Consider the following 19096-nt stretch of genomic DNA (forward strand, 5'->3'; position numbering starts at 1 on the left):
CCTCCGTTGGGAATCAGGACATGACGCAGACGTTGCCCGTGGGGCTTTCGGTGACGGCACGGGTTCCCGCCTCGAGCGCGAATCTGGGCCCCGGCTTCGACTGCCTGGGTCTCGCCCTCGGTCTGTACGACGAGATCACCGTCACCACAACGGCTTCCGGGCTCGACGTGAAGGTGGAGGGGGAAGGCGCCCAGGAGGTTCCGTGGGGACCCTCGCACCTCGTGGTCCGTGCCGTCGAGCGAGGACTCGAGGCCGCCGGTGTGTGGGCGGACGGACTGGACGTCGTGTGCCACAACGTCATCCCGCACTCGCGTGGCCTGGGGTCCTCCGCCTCGGCGGCGGTGGGAGGACTGGCGGCGGCCAACGGGCTCGTCCGCAAGATCGCTCCCGAGCGCGTCCTCGACGACGAGCAGCTCGTGCAGCTCGCCTCCGAGTTCGAGGGCCATCCCGACAACGCCTCCGCGAGCGTCCTCGGTGGGGCAGTGGTGTCGTGGACCGAGGCCGAGGTCGACTCCGAGCAGCGGACCTACCGCGCGGTGAACCTGCGCGTGCACCCGGACATCAAGGCGTACGCCTTCGTCCCGTCGGTCCGTTCGTCGACGGCCCACACCCGGGGCCTGCTGCCCGAACTCGTCCCGCACCGGGACGCGGCGTTCAACGTCAGCCGGGCGGCTCTGGCGGTCGTCGCGCTCACCGAGCGCCCCGAACTGCTGATGCCGGCGACGCAGGATCTGCTCCACCAGGCCCAGCGGGCGCCCGCACTGCCGCTCACCACCAAATGGGTGGCAGCACTGCGCGAGGCGGGCATCCCCGCCGTCGTCTCGGGCGCCGGGCCGACGGTCCTCGCGCTCACGACCTCCGCGCTGCCCGACGAGCTGCGGGCCGCCGCCGAGGCCGACGAACTGACGGTGCTCGACCTCGAGATCGCCGAGGGCGTCCAGGTCGACTGAGACCGACACGCGGTGCTGGACGGCCCGAGGGGCGGTGCTGGACGGGCCCGAGGGGCGGGGCCGGATGGGGGTCGACGGGTGGTGCAACACACACGTCCCATCCGGCACGGCGATTCTTGCTCTACGTACAGATCGTCGCTATTCTGTGGGGTGTCCGCACGTCGTGCGTATCAGTCGCCGGATTCTCCAGGGCAATCACTCCAGCTCCATCGGGGCGTCGAGCCTGGATCGATCCTCACCTGCTCCCGGATCCGGGAGGGGGACAGACCGCACCTACCGGATTTCGGTGTGGTGGCGGACGTGCCGACCGTTCGTTTTCCCTGAACTCGTACGGCAAATCCCAGCTCAGTGGACGAACTGATCTGCGGGACGAACCCTCTGCTGCGCATGAGCGAGCGAGGGAAGGAAGGATCTCCGTGACAGATACGGACCTGATCACTACACCTGCACTCGACATTCCCGAGGCCGGTAGCCGGACGACCACGCGCGGTCGCCGCGGAGCAGGCCTTTCGGGCATGGTGCTCGCCGAGTTGCGGACTCTTGCCGCCGAGCTCGGAATCAAGGGCACCTCCGGGATGCGCAAGGGTGATCTCATCGCTGCGATCAAGGAGAAGCAGGGAGGCGGCGCCGCCGCACCTGCCGAGCAGCCTGCCTCCGGCGCCGAGAAGACGGCTGCGCCCGAGAAGGCCGAAGCAGCAGCGAAGACCGAGACGGCCGACAAGCCCGAGGGAGCGCCCTCGCGTGGCACCCGCGGTCGCCGTGGCCGTGCCGCCGCCGACGAGACCGCCGCGCCCGAGCAGAAGGCCGACGCCGCGCCGGCCGAGCAGAAGGCCGACGTGAAGTCCGGCGACGAGGGCTCGCAGGAGAAGCCGCAGGGCGGCCAGACCTCCAGCGGCGACAACGAATCCGACGGGAACCGTCGCGGCCGTGGCCGTCGCGGACGCCGCGGTGGCGACAACGCCGACCAGAACCAGCAGACCGAGGGCACCGACGCGTCCGAGGACGGTCGCCAGGATCGCGACTCGCAGCGCGACAAGGGTCAGGATCGCGACTCGCAGCGCGACAAGGGTCAGGATCGCGACTCGCAGCGCGAGCGTGGCCAGGACCGTAACTCCGGCGACGGCTCCTCGCGCCGCGACCGCAACCAGGGCGACCGCAACCAGGACGGTGGCGATCGCGACGGCGGTAACCAGGGTCCGCGCCAGGGCCAGGACAATCGTGGGGGAGACGACGAGGAAGGCGGCCGCGGCCGCCGGGGTCGTCGCTTCCGTGAGCGTCGTCGTGGACGCGACCGCGGCGAGAGCGGTTCGGACTCGCGCGAGCCCGAGATCCGCGAGGACGACGTCCTGCAGCCGGTCGCCGGAATCCTCGACGTCCTCGACAACTACGCGTTCGTCCGCACGTCCGGCTACCTCGCCGGCCCGAACGACGTGTACGTCTCGATGAACATGGTGCGCAAGAACGGCCTGCGCCGCGGCGACGCCATCACCGGTGCCGTGCGGGTTCCCCGCGAGGGCGAGCAGAGCAACCAGCGTCAGAAGTTCAACCCGCTGGTCCGCCTCGACACGGTCAACGGCCGCGATGTGGATTCGGCCAAGCGCCGCCCCGAGTTCAACAAGCTCACGCCGCTGTACCCCAACCAGCGTCTGCGGCTCGAGACCCAGCCGAACATCCTCACCACGCGCGTGATCGACCTGGTCATGCCGATCGGTAAGGGTCAGCGCGCGCTGATCGTGTCGCCGCCGAAGGCCGGTAAGACCACGGTCCTCCAGGACATCGCGAACGCGATCGCCGTCAACAACCCCGAGTGCTACCTGATGGTCGTGCTCGTCGACGAGCGTCCCGAAGAGGTCACCGACATGCAGCGTTCGGTGAAGGGCGAGGTCATCGCCTCGACCTTCGACCGGCCGCCGTCGGATCACACCTCGGTCGCCGAGCTCGCCATCGAGCGTGCGAAGCGCCTCGTGGAGATGGGCCAGGACGTCGTGGTGCTTCTCGACTCCATCACCCGTCTCGGCCGCGCGTACAACAACTCGTCGCCGGCATCCGGACGCATCCTCTCCGGTGGTGTCGACTCGACCGCGCTGTACCCGCCGAAGCGTTTCCTCGGTGCTGCCCGCAACATCGAGAACGGCGGATCGCTCACGATCATCGCCACCGCGATGGTCGAGACCGGTTCCACCGGCGACACCGTGATCTTCGAGGAGTTCAAGGGCACGGGTAACGCCGAGCTCAAGCTCGACCGGAAGATCGCCGAGCGACGCGTGTTCCCGGCGGTCGACGTCAACCCGTCCGGTACCCGCAAGGACGAGCTGCTCATGAGCCCCGACGAGTTCGCCGTGGTGCACAAGCTGCGCCGCGTGCTCTCGGGCCTCGATTCGCACCAGGCGATCGATCTGCTCATCGATCGGCTCAAGAAGTCCAAGACGAACATCGAGTTCCTCATGAATGTGGCGAAGACCGCACCGGGGGCACTCGACGACTGACGTCGGCGCCCCGGGGAATTTCTTCCCGGGGCCCTACGTTTGGCATAATCGACAGGCTCAGTCCGGCTCCGGTTCACGTCTTCGACCCGCGAAGGCGACCCGGCGGCCACGAAAGGGACACCATGAAGGCAGGAATCCACCCCAACTACGTGACGACGACCGTCGTCTGCGGTTGCGGTAACACGTTCGAGACGCGCAGCACCAAGGAGTCGGGACGTATCAACGTCGAAGTCTGCTCCAACTGCCACCCGTTCTACACCGGCAAGCAGAAGATCCTCGACACCGGTGGACGCGTCGCGCGCTTCGAGGCTCGCTACGGCAAGCGTGCGCCGAAGAAGGCCGCTTCCGACAGCTAGCTGTCACGCCGACGCCCGGTACTGCCCTCGTGCAGGCCGGGCGTCGGCTTTTTCATTGCAAGGATCGAAATCAGAGCGGAGCACACTCATGGCGGGGCAGACCAAGCCGTCGGCCATCGACGACATCCTGGCCGAACACGCGGGTCTGGAGCAGCAGCTGTCCGACCCGTCGCTGCACGACGATCCTGCGGCAGCGCGTCGGGTGGGTAAGCGGTTCGCGGAGCTCGCCCCCGTGATGTCGACCTACAACGCTCTGAAGCAGGCCCGCGAGGATCTCGAGGCGGCGCGCGAACTCGCCGCCGACGACTCGTCGTTCGCGTCCGAGGTCGACGACCTCGAGGCGCAGGTCGCCGAGCTCGACCGTTCGCTGACCGACCTGCTCGCGCCCCGCGACCCGCACGACAGCGACGACGTGGTCCTCGAGGTCAAGTCCGGTGAGGGCGGCGAGGAGTCCGCTCTGTTCGCCGGTGATCTCGCCCGGATGTACACGCGCTACGCCGAACGTGCCGGTTGGCGCGTCGAGGTTCTCGGTGCCACCTACTCCGATCTCGGCGGCTACAAGGACGTCACGCTGTCGATCAAGTCGCGGACCGACGTGCGCGACGGCGTGTGGTCCCGTCTGAAGTTCGAAGGCGGCGTGCACCGTGTCCAGCGTGTGCCCGTCACCGAGTCGCAGGGACGCGTGCACACCTCCGCGGCCGGGGTGTTCGTCTATCCCGAGCCCGACGAGGTCGAGCAAGTGCAGATCGACGAGGGCGACCTGCGCATCGACGTCTACCGGTCGTCCGGCAAGGGTGGTCAGGGCGTCAACACCACCGACTCGGCCGTGCGCATCACGCACCTTCCCACCGGAATCGTGGTGACCTGCCAGAACGAACGCTCGCAGCTGCAGAACAAGGCCCGCGCGATGCAGGTCCTCGCGGCGCGCCTGCAGGCGGCGGCGGAAGAGGCGGCCGAGGCCGAGGCATCGGCGGGTCGCGCCAGCCAGGTCCGGACCGTCGACCGGTCGGAACGCATCCGCACCTACAACTTCCCGGAGAACCGGATCACCGATCACCGCATCGGCTTCAAGTCCCACAACCTCGACGCGGTGCTCGACGGCGAACTCGACGCGCTGCTCGACGCCCTGGGCGCTGCGGACAGAGAAGCCCGGCTCGCGGCGGAGTAACCGCGAACCGGGCTCTGGCGGGGGAGTGGGGCTCTACTCCACCGTCGGGTCGGTGTCTTCGTTCTCCTCGGGTGCCGCTGCCGGCGGAACATTCGTGAGATCGACGCCCGGCAGCAGGAAGCAACCCTGACCGTCGGCGTTCTGATGGGCGCCCCAGACTGCGCTGACGACGAGTCCGTCCCCGGTCTGGAGGGCGACCGCAGGCTCCTCCTCGTCGATTGCTTCCGGAAGGACACCGTCGCCCAGCTGCAGCGTCCTCAGGTTCAGCCAGTTGATCTGGCCTCCTCCGCTGCCCTCCTGCTCGATCTCGTACTCGATCTGGCCGGGCTCCGCGTCCTCCTCGGCGAGAACGGTCTCCGTGTCGACCGAGCCGATGCCCGCCGGGCATCCGATGGGGATCGGCTGGAAGTCGATGGGCTCGGCACTCGCGAGAGCAGGGGCCGCGAAGGCGGTCGCGCCCGCAGCGGCAAGAACGGTGATTCCACGCACAGTCCGCGTCTTCATGAAGCAATCCCTTTCTGTCGATGAAACCGACCGGAAGGTATCGGTCCTCGTTCGGGTGCCCCTCCCGGCGTGCTGTCAATCACGTTGCCGGAAACACCCCCGATGTCCGGTCCGTGACTTCTGCGTGCAATGCGAGGGCTACCTCGGCGTAGTGCTGGTCCGAGGTCGTGGCACGCTGTAAGGCGTGAGCCGTCAACCTCTGCGCCTGGCCATCATCGAAGCGGCATCGGTCCTCGAGGAAGCAGGAGTCCCGAGTCCCCGGGTCGACGCCGAACTTCTCGCAGCGCACCTGCTCGGCATCGAGCGGGGGCGACTCGGTCTGGTCCCGCTCGTCGACGCGACGACCATCGACGCCTACCGGTCGATGGTCGAACAGCGGGCGAAGCGAATTCCTCTGCAGTACATCATCGGTACCTCGCCGATGGGGGAGATCGACCTCGCGGTGGGGCCGGGGGTGTTCGTCCCGCGGCCCGAGACGGAACTGCTGCTCGGATGGGCGCTGGCCTTCCTCGAACGCCACGGCAGCCGCAACCCGGTCGTCCTCGACCTGTGCACCGGATCCGGCGCGCTGGCCCTGGCGATCGCTCATGCGCGTCCCGACGCCGAGGTCCACGCCGTCGAGCTCGAGGCGAAGGCCCTTGCGTGGGCACGACGCAATGCCGAGACCCGCGCGGACGAGGGGGACACCCCGATCCGGCTGTACCAGGGCGACGTCACCGACCGCACCCTGCTCACCAACCTCGAGGGCAGTGTCGACCTGGTGGTCGCCAACCCGCCCTACATCCCGGAGGGGGCCGACCTCGAACCCGAGGTGATCGAACACGATCCGCATTCGGCGCTCTTCGGGGGAGCGGACGGACTGTCCGTCATCCGGCCGATGGTCTCCAACATCGCGCGGTGGCTGCGGATCGGGGGAGCGGCAGCGGTCGAGCACGACGACACGCACAGCCTGCTGGTCGCCGAACTGTTCGAGCAGCGTCGGGTGTTCGGCGACGTCGTACGGCACCCCGACCTCGCCGGGAAGGCCCGATTCGTGACCGCACATCGTGTGCCCACCGCGGTGGAGGCCGACCGCATGAAGTCGGTACGGTCTGCGGCGGACGGCTGACGGGCAGGACCCGTCCGGTGCCGATTGCGGCCGAAGTGGAAGGATGAGCGCGTGAGCACCGTGTACGACTGCAACAACGAAGCTTCGCGCGCCGCCGGACTCAACGCGGCGCGCGGCGCACTCAAAGCCGGACGACTCGTCGTCGTACCCACCGACACGGTGTACGGCATCGCGGCCGATGCGTTCGACTCCGACGCCGTGACCGCGCTGCTACGCGCGAAGGGACGCGGCCGTGACATGCCGGTTCCGGTCCTCGTCGGCTCCTGGACGACCATCGACGGCCTCGTCGCCTCGGTGCGTCCCGAGGCGCGGGAGTTGATCCGCGCGTTCTGGCCGGGCGGGCTCAGCCTCGTGGTGCACCAGGCGCCGTCGCTGGCCTGGGATCTCGGCGACACCCGCGGCACTGTCATGCTCCGCATGCCGCTGCACCCCGTCATCCTGGAGCTGCTGCGCGAGGTCGGTCCGCTCGCGGTCTCCAGCGCCAACGTCTCCGGCCGGCCTCCTGCCACCGACGTCACCGAGGCGCGTGAGCAACTCGGAGCGTCGGCGAGTGTCTATCTCGACGGTGGCCCCGCCGAGCACGGGGTGGCATCGACGATCGTCGACCTCACCGGCGACCGCCCGCGCATCCTGCGCGAAGGTGCGGTGACGGCCGAAGCACTCGCGGAGGTGCTCGGCGACGATCCCGAGCGCCTTCGGTCCGGCGGGGAGTAGCGGCGGAGGAACGGAGCACGTGACTGCAGCCGACACCACCGCCGTACTGCTCGCCCAGGCCGGGCGCGGCGCCGGCGTTCCCATCCGGGAGCTTCTCCTCGTCCTGCTCACCGCCGCGGTGGTGACCTTCCTCGCGACCGGTGTGGTGCGGATCCTCGCGCTGAAGTTCGGAGCGGTCGCCGTGCCCCGCGACCGCGACGTGCACGTGACCCCGACTCCGCGGATGGGTGGGGTCGGCATGTACATCGGCCTCGTCGCGGGAATCGTGTTCGCTCAGCAATTACCTGCTCTGACAAGGGGTTTCGAATTCACCCCGGATATGGGGGCGGCGCTCGTCGCGGCCTCGATCATCGTCGTCGTCGGCATCGTCGACGACCGGTGGGGACTCGACGCACTCACCAAGTTCGTCGGCCAGGTCACCGCGGCCGGCGTGCTCGTGATCATGGGCGTGAGCTGGATCGTCATCTACGACCCGTTCAGTGCCTCGACACTCGTGCTCGACCAGCTCCAGGGCGGTCTCATCACCGTCGCCGTCGCCGCGGTGACGATCAACGCGATGAACTTCGTCGACGGGCTCGACGGTCTCGCGGCCGGACTGGGTCTCATCGCCGCACTCGCGATCTGCGCGTTCTCCGTGGGTCTGCTGCTCGATCAGGGCGGCGACGTCTCCGCCTACCCGCCGGCCCTCATGGCCGCGGCCCTCGCCGGCGCCTGCCTCGGCTTCCTGCCGCACAACTTCCAGCCCGCCAGGATCTTCATGGGCGACTCCGGGTCCATGCTCATCGGTCTCATGCTCGCCGCGATCTCCACGAGCGCCTCGGGCCTCATCCCGCTCAGCGCCTACGGTTCGCGCGACCTGCTCGGTCTGCTCTCGCCGCTGATCCTGGTCGGTGCCGTGATGTTCATCCCGATCCTCGACCTGCTCCTCGCGATCGTGCGGCGCACCCGGGCCGGCGTCAGCCCGTTCAGCCCCGACAAGATGCACCTCCACCACCGCCTGCTGCAGATCGGGCACTCGCACCGTCGCGTGGTGCTGCTGCTCTACCTGTGGGTCGGCATCCTGGCCTTCGGAGCCGTCGGTTCCTCGCTGCTCGATCGGCGGGCGGTGGTGTTGATCCTCGCGGGCGGTCTCGTGTTCGCCCTCGTCGTGACCGCCGTGCCGTCGCTACGGCGGCACGACGAGTCGGGGGAGACGCCACCGGAGCACTCCCGAGAGGTCGGTTAGGCTCGGATATCGTGACGAACCCGGATCATCCCGAACCCGACCACGGTCTGCCCTCGCTGCCCGACCCGATCGCACCGATGCGCGCGGCCGTGCGGTACGGCGCCCTCGGTCTTCTCGCGCTCGCCGTCGTGGCGTCGGTGGTCTCGGTGCTCGTCGCCGGGATGCCCGGCCTGTGGGGTGCGCTCATCGGAGCGGCCGTCGGCGGAGGTTTCATCCTCTTCACCGCACTCGGCGTTCTCCTGACGTCGAAGTTGCCGGCGATGACCGCCGGAGCAGTACTTCTCGGCACGTGGCTGCTGAAACTGATCCTCGCCATCGTCGTGATGGGTTCGCTCGACTCGCTCGACTTCTACAACCGCAACGCACTCGTCCTCACGATCGTGTTCGCCCTGGTCATCGTTCTGGGGGCCGAGACCTACGGCGTGCTCTCGCAGCGCGCGCTGTACGTGGATCCCCAGGCGTCGTCCGGATCCGACAACGACGATCGGTAGTAGTGCCGCTTGTCCATAACCCCCACGTAGGAACCCACCTACGCACTGTCGTAGAGCAGTTGGTAGGGTGAGTTCTACGAGAGTGACGCTGCACGCATCGGGTTTGAAGAGGGTGCGCAGTTGTGACTTCGTAGGCGGTCGTGTTCAAATGGCCGCCGAGTCGACGAGAGTCGCCGACACCGGCAGGAAGCGGGACCGTTCACTCGGTTCGGACCACTGGCGAATACGCGAGCCGACCTGGTCGACTTCAGGATCGTCAATGTCCGATCGAACCGCAGACGGCATGCCTGCGGCCGACTACGGGAGAGAGCGCTGAGCGTCACCACCTTGGCAGCCGGAGAATTCCACGCGCCGTCACTAGCTGATTTTTTCCCACCGGCAGTCCTGTTCGAAGGCACCCCCTTCGAGATGGACCGGCTGATGCTCATCCGCGTCGCCGTCGCCCTGATCGTTGCGCTGTTCTTCTTCTTCGCACTGCGGAGTCCGAAGATCGTGCCGCGGGGCGTGCAGAACGTCGCCGAGATCATGCTCGACTTCGTCCGGATCCACATCGCCGAGGACATCCTCGGTAAGGAACAGGGACGCCGGTTTCTCCCGGTGATCGTCACCATCTTCTTCCTGGTGGTCGGTCTGAACCTGACCTCGGTCATCCCGTTCCTCAACATCTCGTCCAACGCACGAATCGGTATGCCGATCGTGCTCGCGGCACTGGCCTACATCGTCTTCAACTACGTGGGCATCAAGAAGTACGGATTCTTCCGTTACGTCAAGAGCAGCATCGTCATTCCGAACCTGCCGCCGGCTCTCCACGTCCTGGTGATCCCGATCGAGTTCGTCTCGACCTTCATTCTGCGGCCGTTCACGCTGACCATTCGTCTCATGGCCAACATGCTGGCCGGTCACATCATGCTCGTGCTGTTCTTCAGCGCCACCCAGTTCTTCTTCTTCGATTCCGACGGCTTCATGAAGGTGTTCGGTATCGGTTCTCTCATCGGCGGAATCGCGTTCACCTTCTTCGAGCTCCTGGTGATCGTCCTGCAGGCCTACATCTTCGCGCTGCTCACCGCGGTGTACATCGATCTGGCCCTGCACGCCGAAGAGCACTAGCTCGACGGACGGCACGACCTACATCTACACACAGACTGACTCGGTTGCCGACTCCCGGGGCCGAGCCACAAGAAAGGGAATGGAACACCAATGAGCGTTGCGCTTCAGGCAGCAGACGTCCTCGCCCAGGAGACCACGATCTCGGGTGCAGGCGCCATCGGCTACGGCCTCGCCGCCATCGGCCCCGGCATCGGCATCGGCATCGTCGTCGGCAAGGCGATCGAGGGCATGGCTCGTCAGCCCGAGATGGCCGGCCAGCTGCGCACCACGATGTTCCTCGGTATCGCATTCACCGAGGCCCTCGCGCTGATCGGCATCGTCGCCGGCTTCATCTTCTGATCCGACGATCACAATGGCTGACAGCATCCTGATTCTCGCGGCAGAGGCGGAGGACCAGAATCCTCTCCTCCCCGCGACGTACGACATCGTCTGGTCGCTGGTCGCCCTGATCCTCGTCGGATTCGTCTTCTGGAAGTTCGTGCTTCCGATGTTCCAGAAGGTGCTCGACGAGCGTTCGGAGCTGATCGAAGGCGGCATCAAGAAGGCAGAGGAAGCTCAGGCGGAGGCTGCGGCCGCGCTCGAGCAGTACCGTAGCCAGCTCGCCGAGGCCCGCACCGAGGCGGCGCAGATCCGTGAAGAGGCCCGTGCACAGGGCCAGCAGATCATCGCCGACATGAAGGCGCAGGCCCAGGAGGAGAGCGACCGTATCGTCGCCGCCGGTCACAACCAGCTGCAGGCCCAGCGCCAGCAGATCGTGGCCGAGCTGCGTAGCGATCTCGGACGCAGCTCCGTGGATCTCGCCGAGAAGATCCTCGGCGAAGCGCTCGCGGACGACGTGAAGCGTGCCGGCTCGATCGATCGGTTCCTCGACGAACTCGACTCCCTCAGCGCTGACTCTGCATCCGGAAAGTGAGCACCATGTACGCAGCAAGCCGTGAGGCACTCGCTCATACGCGTTCCGCGTTGCAGTCCGCCCTGGGCTCGGGTGCCGCGACTGCCGCTGCGGCTCAGGCCGGTTCCGAACTCTTCTCGGTGGTCGAGGCGCTCGACAGCCAGCGGGCTCTCCGGACCGCGCTGGCCGACGCCTCGGCCCCGGCTGCCGTTCGCGAGCGGCTGGCCGAGCAGGTCTTCGGCGGCAAGGTTTCGGCCCAGACCCTCGCGACCGTCAAGGCCGCAGCGGGGCAGGACTGGTCGGCACAGTCCGACCTGACCGGCTCGCTCGTCCAGCTCGGCCGTGAGGCACTGCTGAAGGCCGCAGCGGACCAGGACCAGCTCGACACCGTCGAGGACGAACTGTTCCGCCTCGGTCGCATCGTGGCCGGCGACCCCGAGCTCGAGCAGACGCTCTCGGATCGCAGCACCCCGGCTTCGGCCAAGCGCGATCTGCTGACGCGCCTGCTCTACGGCAAGGTGACCGCGGTCACCGAGGCGCTGGCGGTCCACGCGGTCGGTCGGCTGAGCAAGTCGCCGGCCGAGACGTTCGACGAGTTGTCGGCGCTCGCCGCGGCCCAGCGGGACCGTGCCGTCGCGCACGTCCGCAGTGCGGCACCGCTCGATGCGAAGCAGGAGGAGCGGCTCACCGCGACCCTGACCCGCATCTACGGGAAGCCTGTGACGGTGCACGTCGAGGTCGATCCCGAGCTTCTCAGTGGATTGGTCGTCCGGGTGGGCGACGAGGTCATCGACGGTAGTGCCGCGGGTCGACTCGCTGCAGTGCGCAAGAGCCTCACGTAGTCCACTACCGAACACACACATAGATCTTTTCGAAGACCAGATACCGAGAGCAGGAAGAACATGGCGGAGCTGACGATCTCCTCCGACGAGATCCGTAGCGCGATTGACAATTACACCGCGAGCTACTCCCCGGAGGCCTCCCGCGAGGAGGTCGGCGTGGTCGTCGACACCAGTGACGGCATCGCGCACATCAGCGGTCTGCCGTCGGCGATGGCGAACGAGCTGCTGGAGTTCCCCGGTGGCGTCCTCGGCGTGGCCCTCAACCTCGAGGCCACCGAGATCGGTGCCGTTATCCTGGGCGACTTCCAGACCATCGAAGAAGGCCAGGAAGTCAAGCGGACCGGCGACGTTCTGTCGGTGCCGGTGAGCGACAACTTCCTCGGTCGCGTCGTGAACCCGCTCGGTCAGCCGATCGACGGTCTCGGCGACATCGAAGCCGATGAGACCCGCGCCCTCGAGCTGCAGGCCGCGACCGTGCTGGAGCGCCAGCCGGTCGAGGAACCGCTGCAGACCGGCATCAAGGCCATCGACGCGATGACCCCGATCGGCCGCGGCCAGCGTCAGCTCGTGATCGGCGACCGCAAGACGGGCAAGACCGCGGTCTGCATCGACGCGATCCTGAACCAGAAGGCGAACTGGGAGACCGGCGACCCGAAGCAGCAGGTCCGCTGCATCTACGTCGCGATCGGCCAGAAGGGCTCGACCATCGCGGGTGTCAAGCAGGCACTCGAGGAGAACGGCGCGATGGAGTACACCACCATCGTCGCGGCTCCGGCCTCCGACTCCGCCGGCTTCAAGTGGCTCGCCCCCTACACCGGTTCGGCCCTCGGCCAGCACTGGATGTACCAGGGCAAGCACGTCCTCATCGTGTTCGACGACCTGACCAAGCAGGCCGAGGCCTACCGCGCCATCTCGCTGCTGCTGCGTCGTCCGCCGGGCCGCGAGGCATACCCCGGCGACGTGTTCTACCTGCACTCGCGTCTGCTGGAGCGCTCCGCCAAGCTCTCCGACGAGCTCGGTGGCGGCTCGCTGACGGCCCTGCCGATCATCGAGACCAAGGCGAACGACGTGTCGGCCTACATCCCGACCAATGTCATCTCCATCACCGACGGCCAGGTCTTCCTCGAGTCCGACCTGTTCAACAAGGGTGTCCGCCCCGCCATCAACGTCGGTATCTCGGTTTCCCGAGTCGGTGGCGCCGCCCAGACCAAGGGCATGAAGAAGGTCTCCGGTTCGCTGCGCCTCGAGCTCGCGCAGTTCCGTGAGCTCGAAGGCTTCGCCGCCTTCGCCTCCGACCTCGACGCCGCTTCGAAGGCTCAGCTCGAGCGCGGTCAGCGTCTCGTCGAGCTCCTCAAGCAGGACCAGTACGCGCCCATCGCGGTCGAGGACCAGATCGTGTCGATCTACCTCGCCGGCGAAGGTGTCTTCGACTCGGTTCCGGTCGAGGACGTGCGTCGCTTCGAGACCGAGCTCCTCGAGGATCTGCACCGCAACGCCGCAGGCGTCTACGAGCAGATCGCCGGTGGCAAGGCCCTGTCCGACGAGTCGATCGAGGCTCTCACCGCCGCGACCGCCAAGTTCAAGGAGGGCTTCATCGCCTCCGACGGCAGCCGTGTCGTGAACGAGGCAGAGGCCGAGGCCCTCGGTGCCGACGAGGTCCAGCAGGAGCAGGTCTCCGTCAAGCGCACCACCGTTCGCAAGTGAGCGGGGAGTCCATGACCCAGCGTCCAGTGAAGGGAGTGTGATCGACGAATGGCGAACTTGCGCGAACTGCGCTCGCGGATCAAGTCGGTCAACTCGACCAAGAAGATCACCAAGGCGCAGGAACTGATCGCGACGTCGCGTATCACGAAGGCCCAGGCCCGAGTGGCAGCGTCCAAGCCGTACGCCGAGGAGATCACCAAGGTGCTCTCCGAGCTGGCGAGTGCGTCGGCCTCGTTGGATCACCCCCTGCTCAACGAGCGCGAGAACCCCAAGCGTGCCGCAGTGCTGGTCGTGACCAGCGACCGCGGTATGGCCGGCGGTTACAACTCCAACGTCCTCAAGGAAGCCGAGGAGCTGCGTCAGCTGCTCCTCAGCGAGGGCAAGGAGCCTGTGCTGTACGTGATGGGCGGCAAGGGCCTCGGCTACTACACGTTCCGTGAGCGTGAAGTGGCCGCTGCCTGGACGGGCTTCTCGCAGGACCCCCGTTACACGGACGCCGCGAAGGCGAGCCGTCACCTGGTCGAACTGTTCATGGCGGGTTCGGGCACCGAGGTGCCCGCCCCGAACGGCGAGGGCACCATCGAGGGCGTCGACGAACTGCACATCGTCTACACCCGCTTCGTGTCGATGCTGACCCAGACCCCCCAGGTTCGCAGGATGGCTCCGCTCGAGGTGAGCATCACCGAGGACGAGATCGACCTCGGCGAGGACATGCTCACCGACGGACGCCGCGCCACGGACAACGAGGGACCGCAGGCCGTGTACAACTTCGAGCCGGAGGCCGGAGTTCTGCTCGAGGCTCTCCTGCCGAAGTACATCAGCACGCGCATCTACGCGTCGCTGCTGGACGCGGCGGCCTCCGAGTCGGCAGCCCGTCGTACCGCCATGAAGGCCGCGACGGACAACGCCACGGAACTGGTGAACACCCTCAGCCGTCAGGCGAACCAGGCCCGCCAGGCCCAGATCACCCAGGAAATCAGCGAGATCGTCGGCGGTGCCGGTGCGCTCGCCTCGAGTGCAGGAAGTGACTGAACCACAATGACCGCAGCAGTAACCGACAACAACGCCGGTGCGGCGTCGGCCCTTGCCGGGCGCGTCGTCCGCGTCATCGGCGCCGTCGTCGACGTGGAATTCCCGCGTGGCGCCGTGCCCGAGCTGTTCAACGCCCTGCACGCAGAGGTCACTCTGCCGTCCGTGGCGAAGACCCTGACCCTCGAGGTCGCGCAGCACCTGGGTGACAACCTGGTCCGCACGATCTCGATGCAGCCCACCGACGGCCTGGTGCGTGGCGCCCCCGTCAGCGACACCGGCAAGCCGATCTCGGTTCCCGTCGGCGACGTCGTCAAGGGCCACGTGTTCAACGCGCTGGGCGACTGCCTCGACGCGCCGGGCACCGGCCGCGACGGCGAGCAGTGGGGCATCCACCGCAAGCCCCCGGCCTTCGACCAGCTCGAGGGCAAGACCGAGATCCTCGAGACCGGCATCAAGGTCATCGACCTGCTGACCCCGTACGTGAAGGGCGGCAAGATCGGTCTGTTCGGTGGTGCCGGTGTCGGCAAGACCGTTCTGATCCAGGAGATGATCACCCGTATCGCGCGTGAGTTCTCCGGTACGTCGGTGTTCGCCGGCGTCGGTGAGCGCACCCGTGAGGGCACCGACCTCCACCTCGAGATGGAAGAGATGGGCGTCCTCCAGGACACCGCCCTTGTCTTCGGTCAGATGGACGAGCCGCCGGGAACGCGTATGCGCGTCGCCCTGTCGGCCCTGACGATGGCGGAGTACTTCCGCGACGTCCAGGGACAGGACGTGCTCCTGTTCATCGACAACATCTTCCGCTTCACGCAGGCCGGCTCGGAGGTTTCGACCCTCCTCGGTCGTATGCCGTCGGCCGTGGGTTACCAGCCCACGCTCGCGGACGAGATGGGTGAGCTCCAGGAGCGCATCACCTCGACGCGTGGCCGTTCGATCACCTCGCTGCAGGCGATCTACGTGCCCGCCGACGACTACACCGACCCCGCGCCGGCCACGACGTTCGCTCACCTCGATGCGACCACCGAGCTCTCGCGTCCCATCTCGCAGATGGGTATCTACCCCGCTGTGGACCCGCTGACGTCGACCTCGCGAATCCTCGAGCCGGGCATCGTCGGTGCCGATCACTTCCGGGTGGCCAACGAGGTCAAGCGCATCCTGCAGAAGTACAAGGAACTGCAGGACATCATCGCCATCCTCGGTATGGACGAGCTCTCCGAAGAGGACAAGGTCACGGTCGCCCGTGCCCGTCGTCTCCAGAAGTTCCTCGGCCAGAACTTCATCGTCGCCGAGAAGTTCACGGGTCAGCCGGGTTCGGTCGTGCCGCTCGCCGACACCATCGAGGCCTTCGACCGCGTGTGCAAGGGCGAGTTCGACCACCTGCCCGAGCAGGCGTTCAACAGCTGCGGTGGACTCGACGACGTCGAGGCTGCAGCCAAGAAGATCGCCGGAAAGTAGGCCACCGTGGCTGAGATGAGCGTGGACATCGTTGCCGTCGAGGAGCGTGTGTGGTCCGGATCGGCGACTCTCGTCACCGCCCAGACCACCGAGGGCGAGATCGGCATCATGCCCGGTCACGAGCCCGTGCTCGGCCAGCTCGTCGAGGGTGGCGTCGTGTCCGTCAGGACGGCGGACGGTGAGCGGATCGTCATGGCCGTCCATGGCGGATTCCTCTCGGTGACCGCGACGACGGTGACGGTGCTCGCCGAAGCCGCCGACCGCGTGGAGGACATCGACGTCGAGGCAGCCAAGTCGACTCTGAACGATGCAGATCGTGACGAGTCGGAGATCGCAGCGGCCCGCGGCCGCCTGCGGGCTGTCGAACGAGCCTGATCGTCGAACAACGAGAAGCCGCGACGGAGCCGACGAGCAGTGTCACCTGGATTTCTGATTCTCAATATCCTTGTGGTGCTGCTCGCGGTCTCCGTCGCGGCTTTGTTGTACCGCCTCTTCACCCTGCGCGGCGGGGGTACCGCCGCCATTCTGCGAGTGATGCCTCAGAACGAGGGTTCCGGCTGGAGGCATGGAATCGTTCGGTACGGCGACGAGACACTCGCGTTCTACAAGCTTTCGAGCCTTCGGCCCGGACCCGACGTACGACTGACCCGTCAGGGCATCGATGTGCGTTCGCGACGCAAGCCGGAAGGCAGTGAATTCGACATCATGACCGAGGACATCGTGATCCTCGATGTGATCGACCGCGACGACTCCTACGAGATCGCGCTCGACAGCGGCGCTTTGATGGCCTTCATGTCCTGGGTCGAATCCAGGCCCGACGGCCGGTCGCAGCGCCGCCGCCCCCTCTAGAGGGACTTCCTCACGCGCCCGCTCCCGGCTTCCACAGCACGTCGCCGTCCGGGTTCGCGATCCGGCACAGGATGAACAGCAGATCCGAGAGCCGGTTCAGGTACTTCGCCGGCAGGACGTTCGTGTCGTCCGGAGCCGCGTCCACCGCCGCCCACGCCGACCGTTCCGCACGTCGTGCCACCGTCCTGGCGGTGTGCAACAGAGCAGCCCCCGGCGTGCCGCCCGGAAGAATGAACGAGTTGAGCGGTTCCAGCTCCTCGTTGAACTCGTCGCACCAGCCCTCGAGCCGGTCGATGTACTGCTGGGTGATCCGCAGCGGCGGGTACTTCGGGTTCTCGACCACGGGCGTCGACAGATCCGCGCCGGCATCGAAGAGATCGTTCTGGATCTGCCGGAGTACCGGGACGAGCCGTTCCGGGAGCGCTCCCAGTGCGAGCGCCACACCGATCGCCGCGTTGGTCTCGTCGCAATCGGCGTAGGCGACCAGACGAGGGTCGTTCTTCGAGACGCGCGAGAAGTCGCTGAGCCCCGTCGTTCCGTCGTCTCCGGTGCGGGTATAGATCCGTGTCAAGTGGACTGCCATGAGCGTCACGGTACCGGCTCTGCTCTCCCCACGGACACGCCCGTTACGCTGTGTCGTTGTGAGTGAACGCTTTCTTGTCACAGGTGGGAACCGCCTTTCCGGCGACGTCGTCGTCGGGGGCGCCAAGAACAGCGTCCTCAAGTTGATGGCTGCGGCGCTGCTCGCCGAGGGCACCACCACGATCACCAACTGCCCCGACATCCTCGACGTGCCCCTGATGGCCGATGTCCTGCGCGGACTCGGATGTGAGGTCGTACTCGAAGGCGACGCCGTGCGCATCACCACGCCTGCCGAACCCGAGTACCGCGCCGACTTCGCGGCCGTCCGGCAGTTCCGGGCGTCCGTCTGTGTACTCGGCCCGCTGGTCGCACGCTGCCGCAAGGCGATCGTGGCTCTGCCCGGCGGCGACGCCATCGGCTCCCGTCCGCTCGACATGCACCAGGCGGGTCTGCGCCTGCTCGGCGCCCATTCGTCGATCGAGCACGGGTGCGTCGTGGCGGAAGCGGACGACCTGCACGGCGCGACCATCCGCCTGGCGTTCCCCTCGGTGGGAGCGACGGAGAACATCCTCATGGCCGCGGTCCTCGCCAAGGGGGACACGACCATCGACAACGCGGCCCGCGAACCCGAGATCGTCGACCTGTGCAACATGCTCGTCCGCATGGGGGCGCGGATCACCGGAGCGGGCAGTACGACGCTGCGGGTCTCGGGAGTCTCGTCCCTCCGTCCCACCGAACACCGGTGCATCGGCGACCGGATCGTCGCGGCCACATGGGGGATCGCAGCAGCGATGACGCGGGGCGACCTCACCGTCCGTGGCGTCAATCCGAAGCACCTCGCGTTGGTGCTGGACAAATTGCGAAGTGCCGGCGCCGAAGTCACGCCGTTGGCCGACGGATTCCATGTCGTGCAGAAGGAGCGGCCCCGTGCCGTCAACTTCGCGACGCTGCCGTATCCGGGATTCCCGACCGACCTGCAGCCCATGGCCATCGGTCTCGCGGCGATCGCCGACGGGACGTCGATGATCACCGAGAACGTCTTCGAAGCGCGGTTCCGGTTCGTCGAGGAGATGGTGCGTCTCGGAGCGGACGCCCGCACCGACGGTCATCACGCGGTCGTGCGGGGAGTGGAGCAGTTGTCGAGTGCTCCCGTGTGGGCATCGGACATCCGTGCGGGCGCAGGTCTGGTGCTCGCCGGCCTGTGTGCGGACGGGGTCACGGAAGTGCACGACGTCTACCACATCGATCGTGGTTATCCGCGGTTCGTCGAGATCCTCCAGGAGCTCGGCGGAACCATCGAGCGGGTGGGTGTCGAAGAAGGCCGGCTCCTGTCGCACTAGGGAGAAACCCTTGATCGTGGCCTGTGTCCGGCGTCACCGGAGGCGATTTCGGTCCGGTCGGCGCCTTTCACGGACATCCACCTGGGCTTTCCTCGAGGCTTACCCCCTCCGACCAGGCGATTTGGCAGGCAGTTGATCCTCGCGTAACTTATTCCAGGTCAGAGCGACACGGACACCGACCCGGGCCGAGAGGAACGGGACAACGAGGTTGGACGAAGGCGCCTGAACTTGGTTACGAGCCCCCGATTATTCTGGTAAGGTCGGTGGCCCCGGAGGTCGAAGACACCTCCT

20 protein-coding genes are annotated in these 19096 nt (G+C 67.1%); 18 read left to right on the plus strand and 2 right to left on the minus strand.

Annotated elements, in window-relative coordinates; all coding sequences use genetic code 11:
* Nucleotides 1–20 precede the first annotated feature (20 nt).
* The 4 genes from thrB to prfA all read left to right on the plus strand — a co-directional run bounded on the left by thrB (nt 21) and on the right by prfA (nt 4960).
* Nucleotides 21–950: a homoserine kinase gene (gene thrB, locus ACPCXD_RS17845; RefSeq protein ID WP_016693796.1), complete on the plus strand. Its 930-nt coding sequence runs from the start codon at nt 21–23 to the stop codon at nt 948–950.
* Nucleotides 951–1465: 515 nt separating this feature from the next.
* Nucleotides 1466–3436: a transcription termination factor Rho gene (gene rho / locus ACPCXD_RS17850; RefSeq protein ID WP_237451359.1), complete on the plus strand. Its 1971-nt coding sequence runs from the start codon at nt 1466–1468 to the stop codon at nt 3434–3436.
* A gap of 122 nt (nt 3437–3558) precedes the next feature.
* Nucleotides 3559–3792, plus strand: a complete 234-nt coding sequence (gene rpmE, locus ACPCXD_RS17855) for a 50S ribosomal protein L31 (protein WP_006552583.1) — start codon at nt 3559–3561, stop codon at nt 3790–3792.
* An 88-nt stretch (nt 3793–3880) separates the two neighbouring features.
* Nucleotides 3881–4960: a peptide chain release factor 1 gene (gene prfA / locus ACPCXD_RS17860; protein WP_016693798.1), complete on the plus strand. Its 1080-nt coding sequence runs from the start codon at nt 3881–3883 to the stop codon at nt 4958–4960.
* Between the two features lie 33 nt (nt 4961–4993).
* Here prfA and ACPCXD_RS17865 read toward each other — a convergent pair whose 3' ends face one another.
* Nucleotides 4994–5464: a hypothetical protein gene (locus ACPCXD_RS17865; RefSeq protein WP_160877206.1), complete on the minus strand. Its 471-nt coding sequence runs from the start codon at nt 5462–5464 to the stop codon at nt 4994–4996.
* A gap of 184 nt (nt 5465–5648) precedes the next feature.
* Between ACPCXD_RS17865 and prmC the strand changes: the two genes are divergently transcribed.
* The 13 genes from prmC to ACPCXD_RS17930 all read left to right on the plus strand — a co-directional run bounded on the left by prmC (nt 5649) and on the right by ACPCXD_RS17930 (nt 16883).
* Nucleotides 5649–6572, plus strand: coding sequence for a peptide chain release factor N(5)-glutamine methyltransferase (gene prmC, locus ACPCXD_RS17870; RefSeq protein ID WP_016693800.1), 924 nt, complete (start codon nt 5649–5651; stop codon nt 6570–6572).
* Between the two features lie 51 nt (nt 6573–6623).
* Nucleotides 6624–7286 (plus strand): L-threonylcarbamoyladenylate synthase, encoded by a 663-nt coding sequence (locus ACPCXD_RS17875; protein WP_016693801.1) that lies wholly within the window; start codon nt 6624–6626, stop codon nt 7284–7286.
* 19 nt (nt 7287–7305) lie between these two features.
* Entirely contained in the window at nt 7306–8511 is a 1206-nt protein-coding gene (locus ACPCXD_RS17880; protein WP_016693802.1) for an MraY family glycosyltransferase, read from the plus strand.
* Between the two features lie 11 nt (nt 8512–8522).
* Entirely contained in the window at nt 8523–9002 is a 480-nt protein-coding gene (locus tag ACPCXD_RS17885) for a Cg1360 family ATP-synthase-associated protein (protein WP_020371189.1), read from the plus strand.
* A gap of 327 nt (nt 9003–9329) precedes the next feature.
* Nucleotides 9330–10109, plus strand: a complete 780-nt coding sequence (gene atpB, locus ACPCXD_RS17890) for a F0F1 ATP synthase subunit A (RefSeq protein WP_170318521.1) — start codon at nt 9330–9332, stop codon at nt 10107–10109.
* A 90-nt stretch (nt 10110–10199) separates the two neighbouring features.
* Nucleotides 10200–10448 carry an ATP synthase F0 subunit C gene (locus ACPCXD_RS17895; RefSeq protein ID WP_006552591.1) on the plus strand — a complete coding sequence of 83 codons (249 nt, stop codon included), beginning with the start codon at nt 10200–10202 and terminating at the stop codon, nt 10446–10448.
* 13 nt (nt 10449–10461) lie between these two features.
* The gene (locus ACPCXD_RS17900) at nt 10462–11022 is read left to right on the plus strand and encodes a F0F1 ATP synthase subunit B (RefSeq protein ID WP_016693805.1); all 561 of its coding nucleotides are present in this window, start codon (nt 10462–10464) and stop codon (nt 11020–11022) included.
* 5 nt (nt 11023–11027) lie between these two features.
* Entirely contained in the window at nt 11028–11843 is an 816-nt protein-coding gene (locus ACPCXD_RS17905) for a F0F1 ATP synthase subunit delta (protein ID WP_088899335.1), read from the plus strand.
* Nucleotides 11844–11903: 60 nt separating this feature from the next.
* Nucleotides 11904–13547 carry a F0F1 ATP synthase subunit alpha gene (atpA, locus tag ACPCXD_RS17910; protein ID WP_016692469.1) on the plus strand — a complete coding sequence of 548 codons (1644 nt, stop codon included), beginning with the start codon at nt 11904–11906 and terminating at the stop codon, nt 13545–13547.
* 48 nt (nt 13548–13595) lie between these two features.
* On the plus strand, nt 13596–14579 hold the full coding sequence (locus tag ACPCXD_RS17915) for a F0F1 ATP synthase subunit gamma (protein WP_006552595.1): 984 nt from the start codon (nt 13596–13598) through the stop codon (nt 14577–14579).
* Between the two features lie 6 nt (nt 14580–14585).
* A complete protein-coding gene (atpD, locus tag ACPCXD_RS17920) occupies nt 14586–16034 on the plus strand; it encodes a F0F1 ATP synthase subunit beta (protein WP_016692470.1) in 1449 nt (482 codons plus the stop codon).
* A gap of 6 nt (nt 16035–16040) precedes the next feature.
* Nucleotides 16041–16409, plus strand: coding sequence for a F0F1 ATP synthase subunit epsilon (locus tag ACPCXD_RS17925; protein ID WP_006552597.1), 369 nt, complete (start codon nt 16041–16043; stop codon nt 16407–16409).
* Between the two features lie 75 nt (nt 16410–16484).
* Nucleotides 16485–16883 carry a DUF2550 domain-containing protein gene (locus tag ACPCXD_RS17930; RefSeq protein ID WP_370670867.1) on the plus strand — a complete coding sequence of 133 codons (399 nt, stop codon included), beginning with the start codon at nt 16485–16487 and terminating at the stop codon, nt 16881–16883.
* 10 nt (nt 16884–16893) lie between these two features.
* On the opposite strand, the gene ACPCXD_RS17935 is transcribed toward ACPCXD_RS17930, so the two are convergent.
* Nucleotides 16894–17466, minus strand: a complete 573-nt coding sequence (locus ACPCXD_RS17935) for a cob(I)yrinic acid a,c-diamide adenosyltransferase (protein WP_026061187.1) — start codon at nt 17464–17466, stop codon at nt 16894–16896.
* 58 nt (nt 17467–17524) lie between these two features.
* On the opposite strand from ACPCXD_RS17935, the gene murA reads away from it, so the two are divergent.
* A complete protein-coding gene (gene murA / locus ACPCXD_RS17940; RefSeq protein WP_088899309.1) occupies nt 17525–18805 on the plus strand; it encodes a UDP-N-acetylglucosamine 1-carboxyvinyltransferase in 1281 nt (426 codons plus the stop codon).
* Nucleotides 18806–19096 lie beyond the last annotated feature (291 nt).

It is taken from the genome of Rhodococcus sp. AB351 (assembly GCF_049538275.1).
Taxonomy (GTDB): domain Bacteria; phylum Actinomycetota; class Actinomycetes; order Mycobacteriales; family Mycobacteriaceae; genus Rhodococcus.

Excerpts from the sequence above, each read along its gene's own strand:
- ACPCXD_RS17935 (WP_026061187.1), bottom strand. The coding sequence starts at position 17,466 with ATGGCAGTCCACTTGACACGGATCTATACCCGCACCGGAGACGACGGA.
- ACPCXD_RS17900 (WP_016693805.1), top strand. The coding sequence starts at position 10,462 with ATGGCTGACAGCATCCTGATTCTCGCGGCAGAGGCGGAGGACCAGAAT.
- ACPCXD_RS17895 (WP_006552591.1), top strand. The coding sequence starts at position 10,200 with ATGAGCGTTGCGCTTCAGGCAGCAGACGTCCTCGCCCAGGAGACCACG.
- ACPCXD_RS17915 (WP_006552595.1), top strand. The coding sequence starts at position 13,596 with ATGGCGAACTTGCGCGAACTGCGCTCGCGGATCAAGTCGGTCAACTCG.
- prfA (WP_016693798.1), top strand. The coding sequence starts at position 3,881 with ATGGCGGGGCAGACCAAGCCGTCGGCCATCGACGACATCCTGGCCGAA.
- rpmE (WP_006552583.1), top strand. The coding sequence starts at position 3,559 with ATGAAGGCAGGAATCCACCCCAACTACGTGACGACGACCGTCGTCTGC.
- rho (WP_237451359.1), top strand. The coding sequence starts at position 1,466 with ATGGTGCTCGCCGAGTTGCGGACTCTTGCCGCCGAGCTCGGAATCAAG.
- atpD (WP_016692470.1), top strand. The coding sequence starts at position 14,586 with ATGACCGCAGCAGTAACCGACAACAACGCCGGTGCGGCGTCGGCCCTT.
- ACPCXD_RS17865 (WP_160877206.1), bottom strand. The coding sequence starts at position 5,464 with ATGAAGACGCGGACTGTGCGTGGAATCACCGTTCTTGCCGCTGCGGGC.
- thrB (WP_016693796.1), top strand. The coding sequence starts at position 21 with ATGACGCAGACGTTGCCCGTGGGGCTTTCGGTGACGGCACGGGTTCCC.
- ACPCXD_RS17905 (WP_088899335.1), top strand. The coding sequence starts at position 11,028 with ATGTACGCAGCAAGCCGTGAGGCACTCGCTCATACGCGTTCCGCGTTG.
- atpA (WP_016692469.1), top strand. The coding sequence starts at position 11,904 with ATGGCGGAGCTGACGATCTCCTCCGACGAGATCCGTAGCGCGATTGAC.